Source organism: Grimontia sp. THUN1695, assembly GCF_059704325.2.
In genome coordinates, this window is record NZ_AP046576.1 from 94319 (window position 1) to 117130 (window position 22812).

The 22812-nt window shown below is 48.6% G+C and carries 18 protein-coding genes and 3 pseudogenes; 10 read left to right on the plus strand and 11 right to left on the minus strand.

Going from position 1 to position 22812, the window contains the following annotated elements; genetic code table 11:
• Positions 1–42: 42 nt before the first annotated feature.
• Complete coding sequence (locus tag AC6IB1_RS00465) at positions 43–1008, minus strand: sialic acid TRAP transporter substrate-binding protein SiaP (protein ID WP_497566445.1); 966 nt, start codon at positions 1006–1008, stop codon at positions 43–45.
• Positions 1009–1252: 244 nt separating this feature from the next.
• On the opposite strand from AC6IB1_RS00465, the gene AC6IB1_RS00470 reads away from it, so the two are divergent.
• From AC6IB1_RS00470 to AC6IB1_RS00490, 5 genes and pseudogenes are all read left to right on the plus strand, one after another.
• On the plus strand, positions 1253–1969 hold the full coding sequence (locus AC6IB1_RS00470) for a putative N-acetylmannosamine-6-phosphate 2-epimerase (RefSeq protein WP_497566446.1): 717 nt from the start codon (positions 1253–1255) through the stop codon (positions 1967–1969).
• Positions 1951–2814, plus strand: a complete 864-nt coding sequence (locus AC6IB1_RS00475) for an N-acetylmannosamine kinase (protein WP_497566447.1) — start codon at positions 1951–1953, stop codon at positions 2812–2814. Before AC6IB1_RS00470 ends, AC6IB1_RS00475 begins: the two co-directional genes overlap by 19 nt.
• 275 nt (positions 2815–3089) lie before the next feature.
• A complete protein-coding gene (locus AC6IB1_RS00480; protein ID WP_497566448.1) occupies positions 3090–4361 on the plus strand; it encodes an HD-GYP domain-containing protein in 1272 nt (423 codons plus the stop codon).
• Between the two features lie 107 nt (positions 4362–4468).
• Positions 4469–4998: pseudogene (locus AC6IB1_RS00485) on the plus strand (MIP/aquaporin family protein); the annotation flags it as partial.
• Positions 4999–5068: 70 nt separating this feature from the next.
• Complete coding sequence (locus tag AC6IB1_RS00490; RefSeq protein ID WP_497566673.1) at positions 5069–6151, plus strand: glycerol dehydrogenase; 1083 nt, start codon at positions 5069–5071, stop codon at positions 6149–6151.
• A 154-nt stretch (positions 6152–6305) separates the two neighbouring features.
• Here AC6IB1_RS00490 and AC6IB1_RS00495 read toward each other — a convergent pair whose 3' ends face one another.
• Together AC6IB1_RS00495 and AC6IB1_RS00505 are read right to left on the minus strand one after the other, a co-directional pair.
• On the minus strand, positions 6306–6884 hold the full coding sequence (locus AC6IB1_RS00495) for a NapC/NirT family cytochrome c (RefSeq protein ID WP_497566449.1): 579 nt from the start codon (positions 6882–6884) through the stop codon (positions 6306–6308).
• A gap of 55 nt (positions 6885–6939) precedes the next feature.
• Positions 6940–8380: pseudogene (locus AC6IB1_RS00505) on the minus strand (multiheme c-type cytochrome).
• Positions 8381–8827: 447 nt separating this feature from the next.
• Here AC6IB1_RS00505 and ompW point away from each other — a divergent pair.
• Both ompW and AC6IB1_RS00515 read left to right on the plus strand, forming a co-directional pair.
• Positions 8828–9472 (plus strand): outer membrane protein OmpW, encoded by a 645-nt coding sequence (gene ompW, locus AC6IB1_RS00510; RefSeq protein ID WP_497566452.1) that lies wholly within the window; start codon positions 8828–8830, stop codon positions 9470–9472.
• A gap of 39 nt (positions 9473–9511) precedes the next feature.
• Positions 9512–9734: pseudogene (locus AC6IB1_RS00515) on the plus strand (hypothetical protein); the annotation flags it as partial.
• Between the two features lie 61 nt (positions 9735–9795).
• Here AC6IB1_RS00515 and AC6IB1_RS00520 read toward each other — a convergent pair.
• A complete protein-coding gene (locus tag AC6IB1_RS00520; protein ID WP_497566453.1) occupies positions 9796–11799 on the minus strand; it encodes a PhoX family protein in 2004 nt (667 codons plus the stop codon).
• Positions 11800–12335: 536 nt separating this feature from the next.
• Between AC6IB1_RS00520 and AC6IB1_RS00525 the strand changes: the two genes are divergently transcribed.
• From AC6IB1_RS00525 to AC6IB1_RS00535, 3 genes are read left to right on the plus strand one after another with little or no spacing between them, the layout of a single operon-like run.
• Positions 12336–13100 carry an amino acid ABC transporter substrate-binding protein gene (locus AC6IB1_RS00525; RefSeq protein WP_497566454.1) on the plus strand — a complete coding sequence of 255 codons (765 nt, stop codon included), beginning with the start codon at positions 12336–12338 and terminating at the stop codon, positions 13098–13100.
• Positions 13100–13774 (plus strand): amino acid ABC transporter permease, encoded by a 675-nt coding sequence (locus AC6IB1_RS00530; RefSeq protein ID WP_497566455.1) that lies wholly within the window; start codon positions 13100–13102, stop codon positions 13772–13774. Before AC6IB1_RS00525 ends, AC6IB1_RS00530 begins: the two co-directional genes overlap by 1 nt.
• The gene (locus AC6IB1_RS00535) at positions 13771–14502 is read left to right on the plus strand and encodes an amino acid ABC transporter ATP-binding protein (protein WP_497566456.1); all 732 of its coding nucleotides are present in this window, start codon (positions 13771–13773) and stop codon (positions 14500–14502) included. Before AC6IB1_RS00530 ends, AC6IB1_RS00535 begins: the two co-directional genes overlap by 4 nt.
• Positions 14503–14607: 105 nt before the next feature.
• On the opposite strand, the gene AC6IB1_RS00540 is transcribed toward AC6IB1_RS00535, so the two are convergent.
• From AC6IB1_RS00540 to AC6IB1_RS00570, 7 genes are all read right to left on the minus strand, one after another.
• Positions 14608–15633: a Tle-like phospholipase domain-containing protein gene (locus tag AC6IB1_RS00540; protein WP_497566457.1), complete on the minus strand. Its 1026-nt coding sequence runs from the start codon at positions 15631–15633 to the stop codon at positions 14608–14610.
• Between the two features lie 225 nt (positions 15634–15858).
• Positions 15859–16626 carry an IclR family transcriptional regulator gene (locus AC6IB1_RS00545; protein WP_497566458.1) on the minus strand — a complete coding sequence of 256 codons (768 nt, stop codon included), beginning with the start codon at positions 16624–16626 and terminating at the stop codon, positions 15859–15861.
• A 124-nt stretch (positions 16627–16750) separates the two neighbouring features.
• On the minus strand, positions 16751–18247 hold the full coding sequence (locus tag AC6IB1_RS00550; protein ID WP_497566459.1) for a CoA-acylating methylmalonate-semialdehyde dehydrogenase: 1497 nt from the start codon (positions 18245–18247) through the stop codon (positions 16751–16753).
• Positions 18248–18294: 47 nt separating this feature from the next.
• A complete protein-coding gene (locus tag AC6IB1_RS00555; protein ID WP_497566460.1) occupies positions 18295–19455 on the minus strand; it encodes an iron-containing alcohol dehydrogenase in 1161 nt (386 codons plus the stop codon).
• Positions 19456–19513: 58 nt separating this feature from the next.
• A complete protein-coding gene (locus tag AC6IB1_RS00560) occupies positions 19514–20869 on the minus strand; it encodes a TRAP transporter large permease (protein ID WP_497566461.1) in 1356 nt (451 codons plus the stop codon).
• Complete coding sequence (locus tag AC6IB1_RS00565; RefSeq protein WP_497566462.1) at positions 20860–21471, minus strand: TRAP transporter small permease subunit; 612 nt, start codon at positions 21469–21471, stop codon at positions 20860–20862. Before AC6IB1_RS00565 ends, AC6IB1_RS00560 begins: the two co-directional genes overlap by 10 nt.
• A 72-nt stretch (positions 21472–21543) precedes the next feature.
• Positions 21544–22620 (minus strand): TRAP transporter substrate-binding protein, encoded by a 1077-nt coding sequence (locus AC6IB1_RS00570; protein WP_497566463.1) that lies wholly within the window; start codon positions 22618–22620, stop codon positions 21544–21546.
• Positions 22621–22812 lie beyond the last annotated feature (192 nt).

Below are 22812 nucleotides of genomic sequence, written 5' to 3' on the forward strand. Positions count from 1 at the left end.
ACCAGCCCGCGTATTCGAAAATAAACAACGGCGTTTATTTCTTTACATTGCTGCGAGTTTTTTAACGATTGGCTCACCGATTTTTTCTTCAAATTCAGTGTAAAGTGGCTGCATGGCCTCGCGGAAAGGAGTGAGGTCAGGATAGGTGACGTTCACGCCCTCTTTTTCAAAGAAAGAAATCAACTCCGCTTCTTGTTTCTTCACAGATGCTGTGTGCGCTTCGCCGGCTTTTTCCACTGCTTTGGTCACAATCGCTTTATCTTCATCAGACAGCTTTTGCCACGTGGACTCAGAAATGATCACCATCTGGTCATTCACGATGTGATTAGTCATTGCTAAGTTGTTCTGAACTTCGTAGAACTTCATGGTTTTGATGGTGGGTAGTGGGTTTTCCTGGCCATCAACGGCATTGGTTTGCAGTGCCAGGTACACTTCAGAAAAGGCCATTGGGGTGGGGGATGCGCCAGACAATTTTGCGTAGTTCAAGTTAGGTTTCGCATTTGGAACACGCAGTTTCAGGCCTTTAAAGTCTTCAATATTATTCAGAGGACGGTTAGACGTGGTCTCGCGCGTTCCGTTGTACCAGGTATCTAATGCGCGCCAGTTAAATTTAGTGAGCATTTCGTCTCGAATTCCCTGGCCAAACTCTGAATCAAACATACGACGCAAATGTTCGTAATCGCGCGCAACGTAAGGGAGTGTTACGGCTTCGGCGCGCGGTATCCAAAGGCCAATACGTCCAAATTCGGCATAGGTAATGTCCAGATCACCAAAGCTGAGTTGCTGAAGCATTGCACGATCGTCTCCGAGTTGGGCACTAGGATAAAGCGCAAGCTTCAGCTCACCTTTGCTCATTTCTTCAATGGTGTCGGCGAGGAATTTTGCAGACTGGTACTCAACCGAGCCAACGGATGCCTGCATACCCATTTTCAATGTTGTTTCTGCCTGCACAGATACAGCGCAACCCAACGTCAGCATAGCGAGAGTCAGTTTATTAATGGCTTTCATAGTATTTCTATCCTTCGATTTCTACCTTGTTTCACTAATCTAAAAAAATGTATATTTTATTTGAAAAAAATATTTGTCATGAATTATCATTCGGGTGAAAATAATTTTCAAATCGACTTTTTACAAAATGTGATCGCGGACAATCCTTAATCAAGGCTGTCAATCAGCTAGCTGGTTAGATGAATTTTGATGAAAGGTTTTTGCATTGATCTGCCATCCTGCACCTTAATTTATGAGGCCCATATTGAAAATAAACAATCTAAAAATCAATGAATTAAGAGAAAATCTGCTTGGTCAAACGGTGGTTTCGATTCAACCTGTTGTTGGTAGCCCGCTAGAAAAAACGGACATTATCGTGGCGATGGCATGTGCTGCGGAGCAGGCTGGTGTTAAGGCGTTACGGATTGAAGGTGTCGAGAATGTCGCCGCGGTTGCTTCGGCTGTCAGTGTGCCAATCATTGGAATCGTAAAACGTGATTTGCAGGAAAGCCCTGTTCGAATTACTCCTTTTTCTAAAGATGTTGATGATCTTGCAAATGCAGGCGCCACGATCATTGCGTTTGATGCCACAGACCGCCCGCGCCCTGAAAGCCGGGAGCACATTGTTCAAACAATTAAAAATTCAGGGTGTTTTGCTATGGCGGACTGTGCATGTTTTGACGATGGGGTGTGGGCAAACCAACAGGGTGTCGAAATCATCAGTTCAACCTTGTCAGGGTATGTTGGGGACACTGAACCCACCGAACCCGATTTGAAGCTGGTAAAACAATTTGCTGAGGCAGGTTTTTTTACCATGGCTGAAGGTCGTTACAATACGCCAGAAATGGCAGCAAAGGCGATTGAATCCGGTGCTGTTGCCGTTACGGTAGGATCGGCCATTACGCGGTTAGAAGTCGTGATTCAATGGTTCAACTCGGCTACTCAAGCAGTAGGAGCAAAGGAATGTGCACGCTTGCAATAGACATTGGCGGAACGAAGATCGCCATTGGCTTGGTGGAAAGTGGAAAACTGACTGCGCGACAACAAATCCCTACGCCTAAAGCAACCAATGTTGATAAGTTTGCCCAACATATATTGCACTATTGCAACCAATGGATGGACAGTGTCACTGCGATTGGCGTTTCAACAACAGGCTTGGTCAGCAAAGCCGGAATTTCAGCGATTAACCCAGATACATTGGCATTTCCTACCCCTTTTCCACTGGCTGATTGTTTACAAAAGCGAACGGGTAAGCGTGTTGCTATGTTGAATGATGCCCAAGCCGCGGCCTGGTATGAATACACAAGACTCAATACTCCTGTAGACAATATGGCTTTCATCACTGTCTCTACGGGCGTAGGGGGAGGCATCGTCATTAATCGTCAACTGTACAAAGGAAATGGCGGCTTAGCAGGCCATATAGGCCACACCGTAATAGACCATCAAGGCCCTGATTGTGGCTGTGGACAAACCGGTTGTGTTGAAGCGATTGCTTCAGGTACGGCGATAAAAAAAGCCAGCGACGCGTGTTTCTCTCCACCTATCTCAAATATTCAGCTGTTTGCGCTGGCGAGTGAAAATGAAAAAGCAGAAGCGATTATTGACCGCAGTGCCAGAGCGATTGCCACCTTGTGCTGCAATCTTAAGGCAGCTTTAGACTTAGACATCATCGTACTTGGTGGAGGGATCGGTCTTGCAACTGGTTATTTAGAACGGGTAAATCAGGCTATTCAAGCGCATCCCCACGCGTTTCAAGTGCCTGTTGTACCTGCCAACGGTGATTATGATGCATGTTTATTAGGCGCTGCGTATCAGTTCATGGATTGATTCTTATTCTGCAAAAAACGCATTTTACCGCCGGTTAAGACCTTTTGATTAACCTCTGCACAGTACGTGGTACCACATATGATTACAAGGAGAGTATCTGTAGCGTGGGGCACCATCGTTCACTTAATACTCTTACATAGAAAGTGGTCTGAAAGGATTGTGAGACAAACTGAGAGCTTTGTTTTATTTTTGAGTCAATCAGTCTGACAAAACAATAACCTACATGTAGAGTGCGATTTGGCAATGGATTACATTTATTTTTGGGATTGATATCTATGTTTAGAACGATGCCAGCGCATCAGTTCGACACGTTAAATGTTGATATGCGGCACACATTGTTGTTGTTTGCAAAAGCGCTTAACTATGTTGGTATTGATGACTGTTATCACAGCCATCGTGTTGCATATATCAGTGCTAACTGCGCCCATACGATGAGATGGAACGCTAAGAAAATTCAAAAGAGCTTTTTCGCTGGCCTTATTCACGACTGTGGTGTCTCAAAATCCACGGAGCATGAAGCGCTGTTAAAGCAAATGCGACCTGATGATGTCGAAGTACATTGTCATCGTGGATATGAAGCCTTGATAGAATGCTCAATCCTTAGAGGGTTTGCCCAGATTATCCGTCATCACCACACACCTTGGGAACTGCTTTCCAGACTAGAGATGAACAATGATGATCGTGATATAGCAGCACTGATCTTTTTGGCTGATAGGGTAGACTTTCTGCGCGCCACGCATATGGGGCATGTGGGGATGGGAGAAGAGTATTTACTTCCGTTACATAAAGATGAGATTGAACAGGGGTTACGGATGTATGCCGGATCATTTTTCCGGCCTGATTTTGTTGAAGCCATGTGCCAACTCATCGCGACAGATAGTTTCTGGTACAAAATGGATGTGGAACATATCGAGTCCACCGCTCTCTCTTTTGATGCTGATCCCTGGTATGACCAAACACTCACCATTACTGAGCTGACGGAAGTGGCAATGTTTCTTGCCAGGTTGGTTGATGCCAAGAGTCCATTTACTTATCACCATTCACTGCGCGTTGCGAACCTGGTCCACTTTCTTGCTGAAAGAATGAATTTGTCAGCACAAACATGTGATTTACTTTATGTGTCTGGTTTGGTTCATGATGTGGGTAAGCTCAGAACCCCGAATGAGTTGTTGAATAAAACCTCGGAACTCACTGCTAATGAGTTCGCCCAAATAAAGCGTCACGCTATTTATACTGAACTGGCGTTGAACAAAGTTTTCCCTGACTCCAAGATTTGTGAATGGGCCGCAAACCACCACGAGTTTCTGGACGGTTCAGGCTACCCTTACCAAAAAAAAGGGGATGAGCTGGATTTACCCTCGCGAATTCTTACTTTCTGCGATATTTTTCAGGCTCTGTCACAAGACCGACCTTACCGTGATCGTATGTCGCTGGAGAAGAAGTTGCAATTCATGTCTAACATGGTGTTGCAGGGTAAGATTGATGGCGAGGTGTTTAACTGTGCGTTAGACAATCTTTTAGTTTGCGAATCAATGGCTTGCGATTAGCCAAACCCCTTCTGTTGTTTTCTGGCCTCTTTTTACCTTCTTACCTTCATTTTAGTCACGATCAGATAGACGAATCCTGAATATTCAAGTTGAATGGGTATAAATAAAAAGTTATTCCATATATCTTGTCTCAGTGCCTTGGCGCATTTTGTGCAGCATGCTTAGTTTATTTTTTGTATTTCAACCTGTTTACTGAATATGAAACTATGCATCAGATTATTCGCGGTTCTGAAAAGAGCCTATTAACTGCTGCAATATTTTCTACCTATCCTAACCCCTCAATTTCTATCGCTGTGCATTTTCTGTTGAGTTTTTAATTACATCAGTGTTGATGTTTACAATATTGGCGGTATTTGATGAGAATAGTGGTTTTAATAATAGCGCAATAGGACCAATAATTATTGGTATTGTTATTGCTGTGATAGGTGGTTCATTAGGTTCATTAACCGGGTTTGCTATGAACCCAGCAAGAGATTTTGGCCCTAAGCTATTCACATTCTTGGCTGGTTGGGATTATGTGTCATTAAGTGGTGGGAAAACATTCCCTTATTTTATTGTTCCCATTGTTGCGACAATTTCAGGTGCATGTTTCAGTGCTTGGATTTATCCAAAAATTGCAGGGAATTACCTGTCAAGAAATAGAGTGAAATCTACATAAGCAGTACAGAGTAGTAAGTATGTAATATAACCCTATCAAGGAGATTATGATGGAAAGGATAATTATTAGTCCCGGAAAATATATCCAAGGTCCGAATGCTATTGGAAAACTTGCTCAATACGTTGAAAAGATAGGCAGTAATCCGCTGATACTTGCTGATGAAACCGTCCAAAAGATTGTTGTCGAGCCCGTATCGCAGAGTTTTTCTTCTTTGAATATGCCCTACAGCATAGAAACCTTTTGTGGCGAATGTTCCCGTCCGGAAATTGAGCGCCTTACCGATCTCTGTCGAAATGGTAGCCATGATATTGTCATTGGCATCGGAGGTGGCAAGACACTGGATACAGCTAAGGCAACAGCTTATTACCATAATGTCCCGGTTGTTATTGTGCCCACACTGGCGTCAACAGACGCACCAACAAGCGCACTATCCGTAATTTACACCCCGGAGGGGGAGTTTAGTGAATACTTGCTTTTACCCTCAAACCCTAACATGGTCATTATGGATACCAATATTGTCGCCGGTGCACCTGTCCGGCTTTTGGTTGCTGGAATGGGGGATGCGCTATCAACCTATTTTGAAGCCAGGGCTAACGGTATCTCCGGTGGGCAAACCATGGCGGGGGGTGTACCAACAGCTTCTGCATTGGCACTGGCGAAACTCTGCTACGAGACGTTGCTTGCCGACGGACTGAAAGCAAAGATCTCTGCTATCAACCACTTAAGTTCCACTGCTCTTGACAATGTCATTGAGGCGAATACCTATCTAAGCGGGATCGGCTTTGAGAGTGGTGGATTGGCTGCTGCACACGCAGTCCATAACGGCTTGACGCATGTCGAGGAATTCCACCATCTCTATCACGGTGAAAAAGTGGCGTTTGGAACACTTGTCCTATTGACGTTGGAAAATGCGCCTATGGAGGAGATCCAGACTGTTCTTAATTTCTGTAAAGAAGTAGGGCTTCCTACAAACCTTCATCAGATGGGAATGAAAGAGCTGGATAACGAAAAACTCCTGCGGGTGGCTGAAGCATCCTGCGCTGAAGGTGAAACTATCCACAATATGCCATTCCCGGTGACACCGTCGGCAGTGCTTTCTGCTATTTACAGTGCCCATACTCTGGGATTGTAGAACCGGTACTTTCGATTTGTTCCTTCCGGCTTTGTTACTGGGGCAGGGAGGTGCAATTCTAAAATATGTCTCCATGTTTCAAGATCATTGGTGGATTCTTCCTTACATTGACATTGATGGAAACAGGCCGCCAGGGTGAAGGCGGCCTGTTTTATTATTCTACGGTAATTCGCTTATGGGCGATGCCGGTGTGGCAGTCGATGCAGGTTTCTCCACGTGCGTCCATTTGCTGGTGGTTCAATCTGGCCCGTTGTGGTTGCCCGCTAAGGTTAAAATTATCTCCGCTGTGGCAATGCCGGCAGTTGGCTGAGTTATTTGTGGTCATGTCATCCCACACCATTTGTGCTAACCGCGGCCGTTCTTGCTCGAAGTTCTCCTTGGTGATTTTACCGGTTAGCATGTAATAGATATCTGCCGTGGCGGCGATCTTGACCCGCATTTTGTCTACAAACTCATTCGGCACATGACAATCCGCACATGTCGCATGAATGTCTTCCTCGCTGACATAATGCGGAGAAGCTTTATATTCCTGTACGATGGTGTCCATTTTCAGGTGGCAACTGAAGCAAAATGCATTCTGGTTTGATGCCACCATCACACCCTGAAACCCGGCAATGCCAATTACCAATAGATAAACGCCGATGGGAATACTCAGCAGCCACGGCTTTTTGAGCCAGCACCAAAGTGTTTGCCGTCGGGACAGTCTTGGCGCTGAAGCTTTGGATTCGTCCATTATTCCTCCCCAGACCGCAGCGCTTTAAAACTGCAAGGCGCCGCGATCGCCGTTATCACTTACTTTCGTCCAGATAACGCGCTTTGAAGGCTTCCTGTGCTTCTTTGCGGGCGCGCTTCACTTCCTCGGGCTCGTTGCCACTGAACCAGGCATGCTCTGGGCGGGCGAGAATGTCTGCCAGCACGGCACGGGCTTTTACAGCACTGTCGTGATTGCCTTTCTGCTCCGCTTTTTCAACCACTTCGAGAAATTGAGGCACCATTTCAATGTAGAAACGTTCTGCGACTTCATACATGCCATTGCACATAGTCAGGTGCCTGCATAGCCGCCCCATGGCGTGCCCGACGTCCTTCGTGGTGCCACAGATAGAACCAGGTCCATTCGATTTCTTCATCAAAACCGGTTTCCGTCAGCATGTTCTCTTCTTTCAACACGGCCATAAGTTGCTTGCCGGGACGAGCAAATTTCTCGTTGTACAATTCAACCAATGAATCAAATTGGACGTAGAAGTTTTCAACCATGGATTTGGTATGGCAGGACTGACAGACATTTTGCATGTCAGCACGTCTTTCCTCCCAAGGTCTGGTTTCTTTACCCAGTGCCTTGTCTTTGGCATCGATTTTTTCAGAAATCGCCGGGCGCAATGTCCAGGAAATCCTGTTACCTACATCATGGGTTACCGGCAGTTCGCGGGTTGCCGACATATGGCAGGTTGCGCAGGTTGGGGCGGAGTCATAGTCTTCACCGACAATCCATTTCGCTGAGCCAAGATTCATCTGGTCAACATGGGCATAGAAATTGATACCATGCTTGGATTCTTCGTAAATCTCTTTCTGGGGATGATCAGGGCCAAGGTGGCATTTACCGCAGGCCTCTGGGCGGCGGGCTTGCACCATGTCGAACTCATGGCGTTGGTGGCAGGCACTGCACGCACCGATAGAGCCATCCGGATTGATACGGCCAATACCGGTATTCGGCCAGGTTGCCGGATCCAAATCGCCATTTTCCAGCACGTTGACTTCTGAACCGTGACATTGCCAGCAACCGTTTACAGCGGCAGGTGACGTGCCATTCAGCATCAATGATCCTTCAACCACTTCTGCCAGGAAGTTGTCGAGTGAGCCGATGATTTGTCCGGCCTTGGCATGGTGGCTGGCGTCGAATTCCTCGACTTCCTGAACGTGACAACTGCCACAGTCTTTCGGTGAGACGATCACCGCAATGTCTACGCCTTCATGGCGTATTGCATCGGCATCTTCAGGATCGGCTTTATGGCATTCATAGCAGCCGACGTTGGCGCCATAGTGCTTAGAGCGCCCCCACTGGGCGTAAATTGAAGGGTTCTTTTCTTTATGACAGGCAGCACACTCCTTGCTTTGATTACTGAGTTGTTTGAAAGGCTTCATCACTAAAGCCTTCGGTTCGGCGCTCACGCTTCCTGCTGTGAATAGCAGGAGCAATATAGCCAACAGCGTGGCGAACACGACATTATTCATTTTTGTCAACATTCCTGAGTCCATGGTGAACCTCGCTCACATCACACCAGTGCGTCGCCGGCGCTTTTTTATAGAGATGTTGACTGACTTACTTTCTCAAAATTAGCGTAGTAGGGAGTGGGATTTCTCTACCTTTTATAAGGTGTATTTGTGATGCCGCTTCACTAATATCTGAACCTTATATTTAACCCTTTGCATACAGAAGCGCGGAAGCGTTGAACGATATGAAAACAGGTTATAGGGGTTTTCTTGCATTACATAGATGTATGTAGATATGGGTGATTTGTTGATCGGGTTGGCACTTTTTTAACCGGAAAAGACAATTCGTTTACAAATTGATTTCCATCAAAAGAGAGTGGTGTTTGCGTGGTAAATTGCGGCGCAGTTCAAAAATTACTCGGCTTTTACGGGTATGACAACGAAACCCTACAACGTAAGGAAACCATAATGAAAAAAACGATGAGTCTCATTGCCATGATGGCTGCCGCTGCTGTTTCTCCCGTGTTGGCACACAGTGAGGGGGATATTGTCGTCCGTGCCGGTGCCGCGTATGTTTCGCCCAATGACAGCAGTGATAAGATCCTCGGTTCACAGGAAGAGCTCGAAGTCGGATCCAATACTCAGCTTGGCCTGACAGTGGGTTACATGCTGACTGACAACTGGAGTATTGAGCTGTTGGCTGCAACGCCATTTACCCACGATATTTCCACCAATCTGTTAGGCCTTGGCGACATTGCTGAGACTAGCCACTTACCACCGACACTGATGGCGCAATATTACTTCGGCACCAAAGAAAGCAAGATTCGCCCTTATGTGGGGGCGGGTATCAACTACACGATCTTCTTTGACGAAGGTTTCAACGGCAAAGCTAAAGATGTTGGTTTAAGTGATTTGAAACTGGATGATTCTTGGGGACTGGCAGTAAACGTGGGTGTGGATTACATGCTGGATGAGGACTGGTTTGTGAACGGTTCAATTTGGTATGCAGACATTAACACCGATGCGACGTACAAATTCAACGGTATTGAGCAGAAAACCAACGTGGAAATTGACCCTTGGGTCTTTATGGTAGCGATGGGTTATACCTTCTAAGCCATTCTGGATTTCAGTATAAAAAAGGGGAATCAGGCAGGTGAAAAGGACGTAATGGTGATTGATACCGGTTTTCCCCGTGCCGATGCCTTGCAAATTGCGGCCAAGGTGCTGGATCCCGTCAGAAAATGCGATTCTTGGTAACGTAGGCATCGTAGAAGGCATGCACGTTTGGATGGCAGACACCCAAACCGATGAAGAAGTGACAGCTTGGTTGGATCAGCTTAAAGAAATGCAGGCACTGAAACCTGAGCGGGTGATCATCGCTTAGTTATAGAAATGGGACGCAAGTGCGTCCCTTCCTACTTTCAATCCACGATCTGTTAGGTACCGATAGGGCCACCGTCGTTACGGCGGATAACCACTGTTGCCGCGCGGGGACGCAGTTTAACATCGCCCGGTGTTTCTTCAGTCGCATCGTCAGAGTAAGGCCAGTTTCGCGGGTGTTGGATGTTCACGAATACAGAACGGTAGTCAGGGCTGACAGCGAAACCTGTTACCTCACAACCGTTTGGACCAACGAAGAAACGGCGTAGCTCGCCTTGGTTCTCTTCGCTGATTGGCAATTGGTTGAACGCGTCATCCATCAATGGTGAAGGCACGACCGCCAACATCTGGTCATTGGTATACTCTTCCACTTCATCTGCGCCATTATCGGTCTGGATCCACATAATGCCGCGCTTATCAAACGCCAGTCCGTCCGGGCTTGCGAACTGATTGAATTCCGTCAGGCCAGATCGGTTGGTGTCTGCATCGCCATCCGCGGGTGCGCCGAACACAAAGATATCCCAGGTGAATTCGGTAGAACGGCGACCTTCATCCCAACGGATAATGTGGCCGAATTTGTTGTTTACGCGTGGGTTTGCGGAGTTGCCTTCGGCGCGGCGGGTGTTGTTGGTCAGCGTCATGTAGGTAGAGCCGGAGAATGGGTCAACCGCACACCACTCTGGGCGATCCATTGGGGTTGCGCCGACTTTGTCTGCTGCTCTCGGTGTGTTCAGGATAATGGCTTCCAGTGAATCGAAATGATCCGCCAGCGTACCGCCATCAGTGGTGACGCTGCCGAGCGTTAACGGCAACCAGGTGCCTGTGCCGTCGTCGTTGAAACGGGCCACATACAGAGTACCTTCGTCCATGTACTTATCACCAACGGTTAAGCGGTCTGTGCGGCGTGCATCGCGTTTGTTCCAGCGCGCTGCAGATTCAAACTTGTAAATGTATTCAAAGCGTGAGTCGTGGCCTGAATAGAAGACCACAGGTTTGCCGTGTTTGACGTTGCCGAACACACAACCTTCATGGCGGAAACGGCCCAGTGCAGTGCGTTTTCTTGCGCGTGAATTCGCGGTGTATGGGTCGATTTCGACGATGTAACCGTGGCCGTTTGCTTCGTTGCGGTAATCTTCAGAAGCCGATGCACCGATTGGGGTGACATTAAAGCGGGCGAACTCGTCATCCACTTCCTGGGCGTTGCCTGCCAGTGTTTCCCAAAGGTAGCGGGTATTGTCATCAGACACCCCGATACGTGCCTGCTCTTCCGTCAGCGTGCCGGTATTCACAAAGTACCCCGGCCAGTTTTCTTCACACGTCAGATAAGTGCCCCAAGGTGTGTAGCCGTTACCACAGTTGTTCAGGGTACCGCGCACGGTGTTGCCGTTTGGCGAGTATTTGGTGATCAGAAAAGGGGTATATGCCAGCGGACCGGAAACATCCATTTCGGTCGCCCCTGTGTAACGGCGGTTCAATGGATCGTTGTTGATCATCACCCATTTGTTGTCTTCAAGGCGGATGCGCACCACACTCACACCATGCGCGTTAATCTCTTTGCGCACTTCATCGACGAGGGTGCGAAGACCATTATCCACGGTTGGACCATTCGGGTGCAGGGCATGCAGATCGATGTACTCGTGGTTAATACACAGCAGGCCTTCTTCGTCACTGTTGTTGAGCGGGAAAAAATGCATGCCGTCATGGTGCATACCCATCGCGTTCAACTGATCTTTTGCGGTATTGGAGCCATCATCCAGCCATGCGTTACCCTGTGCATTGAGTGGTGTGCCCCAAGGCGCCAGTATTTGCGCATTGTAGCCAGGAGGGACAACAACAGCATCGGTCTGTGAGCCCGGAATAGACTCAAAATTCAGCTTGGCTTTTGATACGTTAGGGTAAAAACAGCCCGATAAACCGAGTGAACTTACCGCAGTGAGTGCACCAACACCCACACCACCTTTCAGTATACTGCGTCGTGACAGGTTGGCTTCCAGCACTTCATCGAACGGTTTGTTGCCGCTATGGTTACGCAGCGTGGGGTCAAACGTTTCCTTACTCATTGCTCAATTCCTATTGGTTGTGTTTTTTGTGGCGTAACCAGTCTGGGAGCAAAAATTGACGCTTTTGATGAACAAACATTAACTTTCTGTGGCCGTAAAATGACGAATTTATGACCTTATTGGGATGGTTGCATATCAAGGCACTTAAAGCGTCAATCAACGTGCTCGGTGAGCCCGATACGGTCAGCATTAAAACAACCGGTTCCTTTTTGTAGCGGATTTGACGGCATATACCCAAGCATTTTCAGGTAGTTTGGGATAAATGGGCGAGTGCTCAGAAGGGGTGAAAAATATCGACTTTTTAAAATTCGATATGGAAGGATATGTATAGAGTATGCTTTGTGTGAAAAGTAGCCAACGTAGATGATATATCTATAAACGTACTTATTTGCAGATTATTACATAGAACATTTCGTTATTTATCAGAAAAATAGGTATGGGTTACATTTGGCTCAACAGATAGAAACACCTTACGAACATTAAAAGAATCCGGAAGTAAGGCGTTTTAGGGAAACATAACAATTGGAGTTGTAACAATGCCTTCTACTTCTATAAAAAACGTTTTGCTTGCCGCTGTTGCGTTGGCCGCGAGCTTCACCTCTACTGCTTCGCTGGCCCAGGAAGACATTAAAGTCGGTATGTCTGGTCGCTACTTCCCATTCACATTCGTGAAGTTGGATAAATTGCAGGGCTTTGAAATCGATGTCTGGAACGAAATCGGTAAGCGTGCTGATTACGATGTTGAGTTTGTGACGTCGAGCTTCTCTGGTTTGTTTGGCATGTTGGAAGCCGGTCACATTGACACCATCAGTAATCAGATCACGATGACAGAAGCACGCAAGGCGAAATACGCGTTTTCTGTGCCTTACGTGGTAGACGGCGCACAGGTGGTGGTGCGTAAAGGCCGAGAAGATATTGGTGGCATTGAAGACCTGAAAGGTAAGAAAGTGGCGGTGAACCTGGGCAGTAATTTCGAACAACTGCTGCGCAACTACGACAAAGCAAATGAAATTAATATTATTACTTATGATTCCGGTTTCGAGCAGGATGTTGCACTGGGCCGCACTGATGCATTTGTTATGGACCGCGTTTCATCTGCACAATTGATCAAAAAATCGGGTCTGCCGTTGCAACTTGCTGGGGGACCGTTTGAAACCATCGAAAATGCGATGCCATTCCTGAACACGCCTGAGCAACTGGCGAAAAAAGCGAAGGTTGATCAGGCACTGACTGAAATGAAAGCTGATGGCACCCTCAGCAAAATTTCAGAGAAGTGGTTTGATTCAGACATCACGCAATAATGCAAAGTTTCGATTTTGACTACATGCTGGCGTTATTCCCGATACTGGTGAAGTATCTGGGAATAACCTTGGAGATGTCACTGATAGGCTTTGCGGCTGCCCTGGTGCTGTCGGTGCTGTTGGCGCTGGTAAGGGTATTCAAAGTAAAAGGTCTGGATGCTGTGGTGATTGTGTATATCTCGTTTTTCCGGGGTACACCGCTGCTGGTTCAACTCTTCCTCCTTTACTATGGTTTGCCGCAAGTTTTCCCTATTTTTGTTGGAATGGATGCGTTTACCGCCGCGGTTATCGGTTTGTCTCTCCACTTCTCTGCCTATATGGCGGAAAGTATTCGCGGTGCGATTCTGGGGATTGATAAACACCAGATGGAAGCGAGCCTGAGTGTCGGTATGACAGAGATTCAGGCAATGCGGCGCATCATACTGCCGCAGGCAGCCCGCGTTGCAACGCCTTCGTTGATGAACTATTTCATCGACATGATCAAAAGCACATCGTTGGCGTTTACACTGGGTGTGGCGGAAATCATGGCCAAGGCGCAAATGGAAGCTTCATCGAGCTTTAAATTCTTTGAGTCTTTCCTCGCTGTCGCACTGATTTACTGGCTGGTGGTGATTTTCTTTACCCGCATACAAACAGTAATGGAAGTCCGCTTGAACAAGGCGTATGCACGATGATTGAAGTGAAAAATTTGAGCAAACGCTTTGGTGATGTCGAGGTACTGAAGCAAATCGATCTCAAGGTTGAGCAGGGCGAAATCGTGGTGATTATCGGCCCATCCGGTACCGGAAAATCGACACTGCTTCGTTGTCTCAATTACCTCGAAACACCAAGTGGGGGAGAAATCCAGATTGGTGATGTGCACATTAATGCTGGCAATGTCTCGAAAAGCGATATTCACCGACTGCGCAAACAAAGCAGCTTCGTGTTCCAGAGCTATGCACTGTTTGCCAACAAAACCGCGCTGGAAAACGTGGCGGAGTCGCTGATGACGGTGTGGAAAGAGCCGAAAGAGCAGGCATTTGCTACCGCACGTACTCTGTTACAGAGTGTGGGCATGGAAGCGCACCTGGAAAAATATCCGGCGCAACTTTCCGGCGGTCAGCAACAGCGCGTGGGTATTGCCCGCGCTATGGCCTGTAAAGGTGAAGTGATCCTGTTTGATGAGCCGACTTCAGCACTGGACCCCGAATGGGTTGAAGAGGTGTTGGCGGTGATGAAGCAACTGGCCAGACAGAAGCAAACCATGATTGTGGTGACCCACGAAATGCAGTTTGCCCGTGAGATTGCTGATAAAGTGATCTTTATGGAAGGTGGGGTGATTGTCGAACAAGGTCCGCCATCACAGATATTCGGCAATCCAAAAAACGTGCGTACGAAAGCTTTCGTCGCGCGAGCGGCATAGTCACCAAGGTTGTACCTTCTGGTTGGCGTTTACTTGGTATAAACGTAAAGCCCCTTTATCTGGTCGATGAAAGGGGCTTTTTGTTAATTAGCCAAGACGTTATTTTTATAGATCTTCAAGAAGACTTGGGAAGGAATTAATGGCGTATTCTGCCTGCCAGGCCATCAGATCCAGCGTGTCATCTGTCCAATCGACATAGAAAGACGCGGTGAATTCGTTGATGTCGTTGTCAATGCTTGTCCGGTCGTTAGTATCGACGCGGAAAATAGGTTGCGACAGGAGCTGAAGTTCTTCCCTAAGGGGTGTGGTGAAATGGCGCGACAGACCGGTATTCAGGAAAAACAGTGGCGTAAAGCGTGAGGCAGAAAGATAGAAAATATCGCCATACTGTTTTGAATCTACACCAATCACATCGGCATCCTGCTGGTCATCGCCATCGGAAACAAACTCACCTTCCAGGTTGTAATTCGTGATGTGGGTGGCGTTGGTTGCCCATGCGTTAGACGGTTGGCCTTCGGCTGCCAGCGCTTGCTGGATTTCCCCAAGCACTGCGTCGTTGATCCCGGATGCATCAAAAATGGTCGCCGGTTTACCGGTTCGAATGGCTGCGACGGTTGCCAGACCACCACCCAGACTGTGACCGGTGTAGTGAATGTTGTAGCTACGATATTTATTTGCCAGCCTCGCAGATGCTGAAATTGCATAACGGTACTGTGGAGGTACCTCACCGGCAGCCATAATGCCGTTATTTACCCAATCTGATGTCCCTAGTTCGCTGCCACGAAATGCAATGATGGCATCACTGCCCTGGGTATAAACTGCTGCGTGAAAGCCTGTTGAGCTGTCATGACTGCTTTCAGTGAGAGACCAGCCATTTGGTGTGCCCCAGCTTTTGTAAACATGTTCCGCAAACGCAAGATAATGCAGGGCGACGCCCGCCTGGTTGATGGAAGGCGGCTGGTGGGTTTTATATGTTGTCCCGGTGGCATTCGCAGTGTTTGTCATATTCGGATTGAGTACCGAGTCGACATACGCCCCGATATTGCCCAGCTCTTCCTGAGTCGTTGCAGAAGCATGTTGAATGGAAAAGCCCAACAAAACAGCTAACGAACATCCTATGATCTTCTTCATGAGAAAAATTCCCTTTATTGATGAATACTATTTCGTATTAGCGTTAAATTGATACTTTATGTATCGATATATATCGTAGAGTGTCAGTAATATCCTGCCAGCCAAAAACCGTAGCAATAATGAGACTATTTAAAATAAGGCGTGTTAATGCCTAAAAGTCTGCCGACACCAAAGTTGATGTAGCAAGATTCACTTGAACTGAGGGAGTGGGAATAGCAGGGGGGTTTAGCCTTCCTTCATCAAAGATTCCAGATCCCTCGCTGCGCGACGGAGTTGAGGCTCGAACCGTAGTAAATCATCCAGAGAGCTTCGAAATACGGGGGCGTGGGTAAACAGGCAGGCGTGAAGTTGCCCTTCTTCATTGCGGATAGGAACCGCTATTGCTGCCATACCATCAATGAACTCTTCGTTATCTATACCCAGATCCCGGTCTTCTATTTCACTCAGTGCGCGCTCCAGAACAATGGGGTCTGTGATCGTATTCTTGGCGTGCCTTTCCAGATTTATATTGTTGATAAGCCGTTGCCGGCGACGCTTTGTCAGGGTACTGAGATAAAGCTTTCCACTGGCAGTACACCAAATGGGCGTGTGGCTGCCTGTCGGTAAATTGATTTGCAATGGCCAGTTCGTTTGCACGCGATCGAAATAGATCATATCAACGCCATTGGGTAACGAGATGCCGCAGGTTTCCCCCACCTCATCAGCCAGTTTTCGCAAAATAGCCTCTCTCACCGCTTTAAAATGCGTGGTATGTAACACACCAAGGGCGATGTCATGCATGCGGTTAGCAGGGATCAGACCCCCACGCATATTGGTTTGCACAAAGCCTTCCCGCTCTAACTGCTGTAGTAACCGGTGAATACTCGGTTTGGGGATATCGAGCATGATAGACAGCTCTGCCGGGCTTGGTGGCCGCTCTGAGCGGGAAACAGCTTCAATAATTTCCAACACTCGGGTTATGGAGGAGGCTTTTTCGCGTCTTTCTATTGTCATCCCTGCACCTGATTCTGTTGATATGGTGGAAGTATATCTGTATCAGAGGACAAAGCGCAGTGTCGAGGCGTACCTGTATAAGTTTGCTCACACAAGTACGCTGTCAACTTATCGCTTTTTCACACTATTTCATCACAGGCATTGAAAATGATACACCTTCACGTACCGCTTCCGAAGGCCAGCGCTGGGTAATGGTTTTACGGCGCGTGTAAAAGCGAACACCGTCAGGCCCATAGGCACTTAAATCGCCAAAAAAGGAGCGCTTCCAACCGCCAAAGCTGTGGTAGGCCACCGGCACGGGAAGGGGAACATTGATACCAACCATGCCCACGTCAATATGATCGGAAAAGTATCGTGCAGCTTCACCATCACGGGTGAAAATGCAGGTACCGTTACCATATTCATGATCATTGATGAGCTGCATCGCTTCTGCCATGGAATCAACCCGGACAACCTGTAGAACCGGCCCGAAGATCTCTTCCTGATAGCTTTCCATTTCCGGTGTCACGTGATCAATCAAGGTTGCGCCAACAAAGAAGCCTGATTCCAAGCCCGAAACCAATGGGTTGCGGCCATCAACAACCACTTCTGCCCCTTGGTTTTCCGCACTGCCGATCAGGCGATTCACGCGGTCACGGTGTGCCTCTGTGATGACAGGACCAAAGTCGTTACTGTTGTCATTGCAGCCTCCCACTCTGAGTCCGGCCATCTTTTCTTTTAGCTTGGTAACCAGGGTATCGGCGGTCTGTTCACCGACAGCAGTGACCACAGAAAGCGCCATGCATCGTTCCCCAGAGGAACCAAATGCTGCGCCCAGTAACTGGCTGACAGCGTTGTCGAGATCAGCATCTGGCATGACGATGGCATGGTTTTTGGCACCACCGAGCGCCTGACAACGTTTGCCCGCTGCACTCGCCCGAGTGTAAATGCTTTGTGCAACCGGTGTTGAGCCCACAAAACTGACTGCGCTGATGTCTTTGTTTTCGAGCAGGGCATCTACGGTAGCTTTATCGCCATTGACTACGTTCATCACCCCAGGTGGCAATCCCGCTTCCTGAAGCAACTGCGCGACGAACAGTGTTGAGCTTGGATCGCGTTCAGAAGGCTTAAGGATAAAGCAGTTCCCACAGGCAATGGCGAGTGGGTACATCCAAAGCGGTACCATGACCGGAAAGTTAAACGGTGTGATCCCCGCGACAACGCCGAGTGGCTGGAACTCACTCCACGCATCGATGCCGGGACCGACACCACGGGTATGTTCGCCTTTGAGCAGATTGGGGATGCTGCAGGCATACTCGACATTTTCAATGCCCCGTTGCAACTCGCCCATCGCATCGTGTTTTATCTTGCCGTGCTCGCGGCCAATCATCTCGCAGATGGTATCGGCATTATCCTGAAGCAATTGCAGAAACTTTTGCATGATACGGGCACGGCGAATTGGCGGTGTGTTGCGCCAAGCCGGATAGGCAGCCTTGGCCTGATGCACGGCGTCATTGACGGTTTTAGTGCTGGCAACATCCACCTGCGCAGTTACAGCGCCTGTTGCCGGGTTATACACGGGCAACGTGGTTTGGCCTTCGGTGATTAATGCCCCGTTGATCAGATGTCCAATAGTATTCATGAGTTAACTCCCTGTCGTTTGATAAGTCGTTTAAAAAAGTTTGCTGTTTACTGCCAAAGCTGGGTGTATATCGCCACCATTTCCTGATGGCTGGGGATACGCGGGTTATTGGCGGGTGAGCCGGAGGCCAGTGCCTGTGATGCCATGGTATCGAGATGTTCGAAAAACGCGCTGCGGTCGATACCATACCCCTCGGGTGTGGGAACGTTCAAATCCCGGTTGAGCGCATTCAGCTCGTCAAGAAGCTTCTGGCATGCTGCGTCTGTGCTGTCTTCTTTGGTGGCCACCCCCATAGCCCTGGCACAATCGGCGTACCTTTCGGGAGCGGCGGGAAGGGAAAATGCTGTAACCGACGGCAGTAACATGGCGTTGGAAAGGCCGTGAGGTACATGGAAGAATGCGCCGATAGGGCGGCTCATGCCGTGAACCAGGGCTACTGAGGCATTGGAAAAAGCGATGCCAGCAAGGGTAGCACCCAGCATCATGTCGGCTCTTGCCTGCACATCACGGCCATCTTTACAGACGCGTCGAAGATTGGGTGCAATCAGGCGCATGGCTTCTCTGGCGTGAAAATCACTGAAAGCATTGCCTTTTCGGCTGACGTAAGATTCGATGGCATGGGTCAGGGCATCAATGCCGGTATCGGCTGTCATCCGCGTTGGCAGGGTATGGGTTAACTGAGGATCGACAAGCGCCGCAGAAGGCATAAAAGAGGGGCCGACGCAGAGCATTTTTTCATCGTTCTTTTCATCGGTAATGATGGTAAACCGCGTGACTTCTGAACCTGTCCCCGCTGTAGTTGGAATCGCAATCAGTGGCAGTGCCGGCTCTGAAACCATGCGCGGAAAGCAGTAATCACGCATCACACCCCCGGAGCAGGCAAGCAGTGCCATGGCTTTCGCACTGTCGATGACGCTGCCACCTCCCAATGCAATCAGTGAATCATAACGGCCTTCGGTGATTGTGACATACCCAGCATTGATGGAGGCATCTGTGGGCTCTGGAATGGTGTCATCAAACACCTTGGCTTCAATGCCTGCCTGCTTCAGTAAACCGGCGACTTTCTGGCTTTGTCCAAGTGTGACCATGGTTTTGTCAGTGATGATTATCGGATTCCGGCAATCAAGGGCACTGAGTGTGTCCGGCAGTTTCTTTAAGGCTCCGTCACCTATTTCCATCAGGCGCGGAAGGATGATTGAGTGAGACATAGTAACTCCTTGTTATTTATGTATGAGCAGGTTTCTGAAATGTCTTGGGCGATAAATTTCAGGGTGAATACACCACGTTTGGCAGCCAGGTGACGATGGCGGGCATCCAAAAAACAATCCCGAGCCCGATAAGCTGCAACAAAATGAACGGCATCACCCCCCGGTAGATGTGGATGAGGTTGATCCCCTTTGGCACCACGCCTTTGAGATAGAAAAGGGCAAAACCAACAGGGGGAGTAAGAAACGAGGTTTGCAGACACACCGCAAACAACACGGCGAACCAGACCAAATCAAATCCCATGGCGCTGACGACTGGGGCAACTAAGGGAAGAATAATCAGGGTCAGCTCAATCCAATCGAGGAAAAAGCCAAGGAGAAACGTCACGACCAGAATGGCAATCACGATACCTTCCGGGCCGAAAGGCAGGCTGGTCAGCGCTTTCTCAATCACTTCATCACCGCCAAGACCACGTAAAATCAATGAGAAAGCAGTCGCGCAGATAATCAATGCAAAAATAAACGCGGTGGTTTTTGTCGTTTCCCTGCCGACTTCACGCAACACCTGAAGGGTCAGTCTTCCTCGTGCTGCCGCCAGCAGTGTTGCGCCTAACGCGCCGACACCGGAAGCTTCGGTTGGCGTTGCAATACCCATAAAGATGGAGCCTAGCACGGCAATGATAAGGGTTGCGGTGGGTAAGGCTGCGCTCAGCGCACTCAGAACAACGGGCAGGCTGATAGGCTCTGCATCTTTGGATACCGGAGCAGCATCTGCGCGGAGGTAACCGAGTGACAAAATATAAGTCACATAAAATGCCGCGAGCATTATGCCTGGGAAGACTGCACCGAGGAAAAGATCGCCCACTGAGATACCGATCCTGTCGCCCATCATGACCAGCATGATGCTGGGCGGCACCAGAATCCCTAACGTGCCTGTTGAGGCAACCGTGCCGCAGGCCAATTCTTTGCTGTAGCCGTCCCGCATCATCATTGGCATGCCGAGTACGGCAAGCAGAACGACAGAGGCACCAATGATCCCGGTAGAGGCGGCAAGTAAGAGACCCACAAAAGTAACGGTAATGGCAAGCCCACCACGTACGCGGCCAAACAGCCTGACCAAATTGCCCATCAGGTCTTCGGCGGTACCGGATCTGTCCAGCATCAATCCCATAAAGATAAACATGGGCAGGGCGACCAGCACCCAGTTGGTCATGATGTCCCACATACGCGGCACCACCAGCGAGGCGTAATTCCAGTCGATGCCGATAAAGGCATCGAACCATTCGTCGGCCAACATGGCGAGGGGGACGAACACCAGTGAAATGCCACAAAGCACCCAGGCGACAGGAAACCCGGTAAACAGTAATAGGATGAACATGCCAAACATGAGCATGACGAGGATTTCATTCACTTCCATGATGATGACTCCTGTTGTTTATCTGCTTTTGAAAGTGGTTCACTGGGCTGAAAGAGCAATGCGCATATCCGGCTGAGGCGTGAAACTGCCGCAACGGCCAGTAAACAAAACGCGAGTAACAGGACAGCTTTCATCGCCCAGCGGTAGGGAAGGCCACCCGGCGCGGCAGACACTTCACCCAGTTCCCAGGCGTAAAGAAAGAAAGGAACCGCATACCAGAAGACCAGCACCAGAAAGGGGAGGAGCAAGATCAACAGACCAAAGAGTTCAATCACTGCCTGGGTTTTCAGTGAGAAGCGGTCACGAAGTAAATCGACTCTGACATGGCTGTCTGTAACCATGCAGTAAGAGAGGCCAACCAGCCAACCCAGCGCATAAAGATGCCATTGAAGCTCTTCAAACTCGATTCGCCCTTCACCTAACAGGTAACGCATCAGCACATTGGTAATGATGACCAGCATCAGAATGACCCAGACCCAGGAAAATGCATTACCGATCCTGAGTAATGCCGAGTCCAGAGCACGGGAAAGGCGAGTTTCTGGCAGCATGTTTTCCGGTACTGTCGCCACTTCTGAATTGAGTTTGGTATTATTGTTTTGCATAGCGAATCCTTGCCCTGAATAGCTCCCCGGCCGCACAGACTGGGGAGTGTTTATGTCATCCCAGTTGCCGAATTACTCGAAATTGCGTGGCAGGTAGGCCTTCTGTTTCCAGAGTTTGTAGTTTTCCATAAAGGCTTGTTGCGAGGCGTAGATGCGCTTGAAGTCAGGGTCTGACTCGGCAATTTCAGTCATCACTTCGGTTGACAGAGTATTGAGTGATTTCAACAGCTCCGGGCCCAGTGAACGTGCTGTCACTCCTTTTTCTCCGAACCCGGCCATCACATCACCCTGAAGTGACTCGCCCCGGGTCAGCGCGCGGAATGTGCCCGCGGTGCAAGCCATGTTGATCGTGGATTGGGTTGATGCTTCAAGTGAATCCCAGACGTCTTTGTTAACGACAAGATGAGAGGCGGTGAAGGTTTGGTGCCAGCCAGGGAAGTAATTGTTTTTGGCAATCTTGTCAAAACCCATCATGCTATCGATGGCGGGCATAGAAAATTCGGATGCATCAATAGCGCCTTTTTCCAGTGCGGGGAAAATTTCGCCGCCCGGCAGCACAGTGACTGATGCTCCGGCTTTTTGCAGCACTTTGCCGCCAATGCCTGCGAAGCGGATTTTCAATCCTTTAAAGTCATCGAGAGATTTTATTTCCTTGGTAAACCAACCAGCAGTTTCAGGGCCAATGACACTACAAAGCACAGGATGAACGCCGTGTTTTCCGTAAAGTTCCTCGGCAAGTTGTTGACCTTCTCCTTCATACCACCATGTCGCGTATTCCCATGGCTCCATGCCAAAAGGAACCGCGGCAAACAGGGCTGCTGCCGGGATTTTTCCCTGGTCATAACCCAGCCAGGTATAACCGGCATCAATTTGTTTGTTTTTGATTGCTTCGGTGATCCCAAAAGGGGGAACCAGTTTGCCCGGCTCATAGATTTTGAACCGGATATCACCGTCGGTCGCTTTTTCAATCTGCTCGGCAACCTGCATGATCGGATCGCCCAATGCTGGTAAATGGGTGCCAAATACGGCTTGTACCTTCCAGCGGATTTTCTCTTGGGCTGCAACTGGAACGGCCAGCATTGCTGCAATAACGCTGCCCAATACCGTGACTGTCCATGCTTTTCTTCCTTTAAATCCATTATTTATCATTGCCTTGGTCCTCTCTGTTTCATGCCCAACATCAGGCAGTCATACTTGGTTGCTATCAAAATGATACGATATTTATCATTTTGTTAATTTAATGGTTTTGCAAGAGAGGGTCATATCGATACAAAATAAATCAATATAACGTTTCATATGTGCAATTAAATGGCCATATGTTTTAAAAAAGAGAATTAAAAA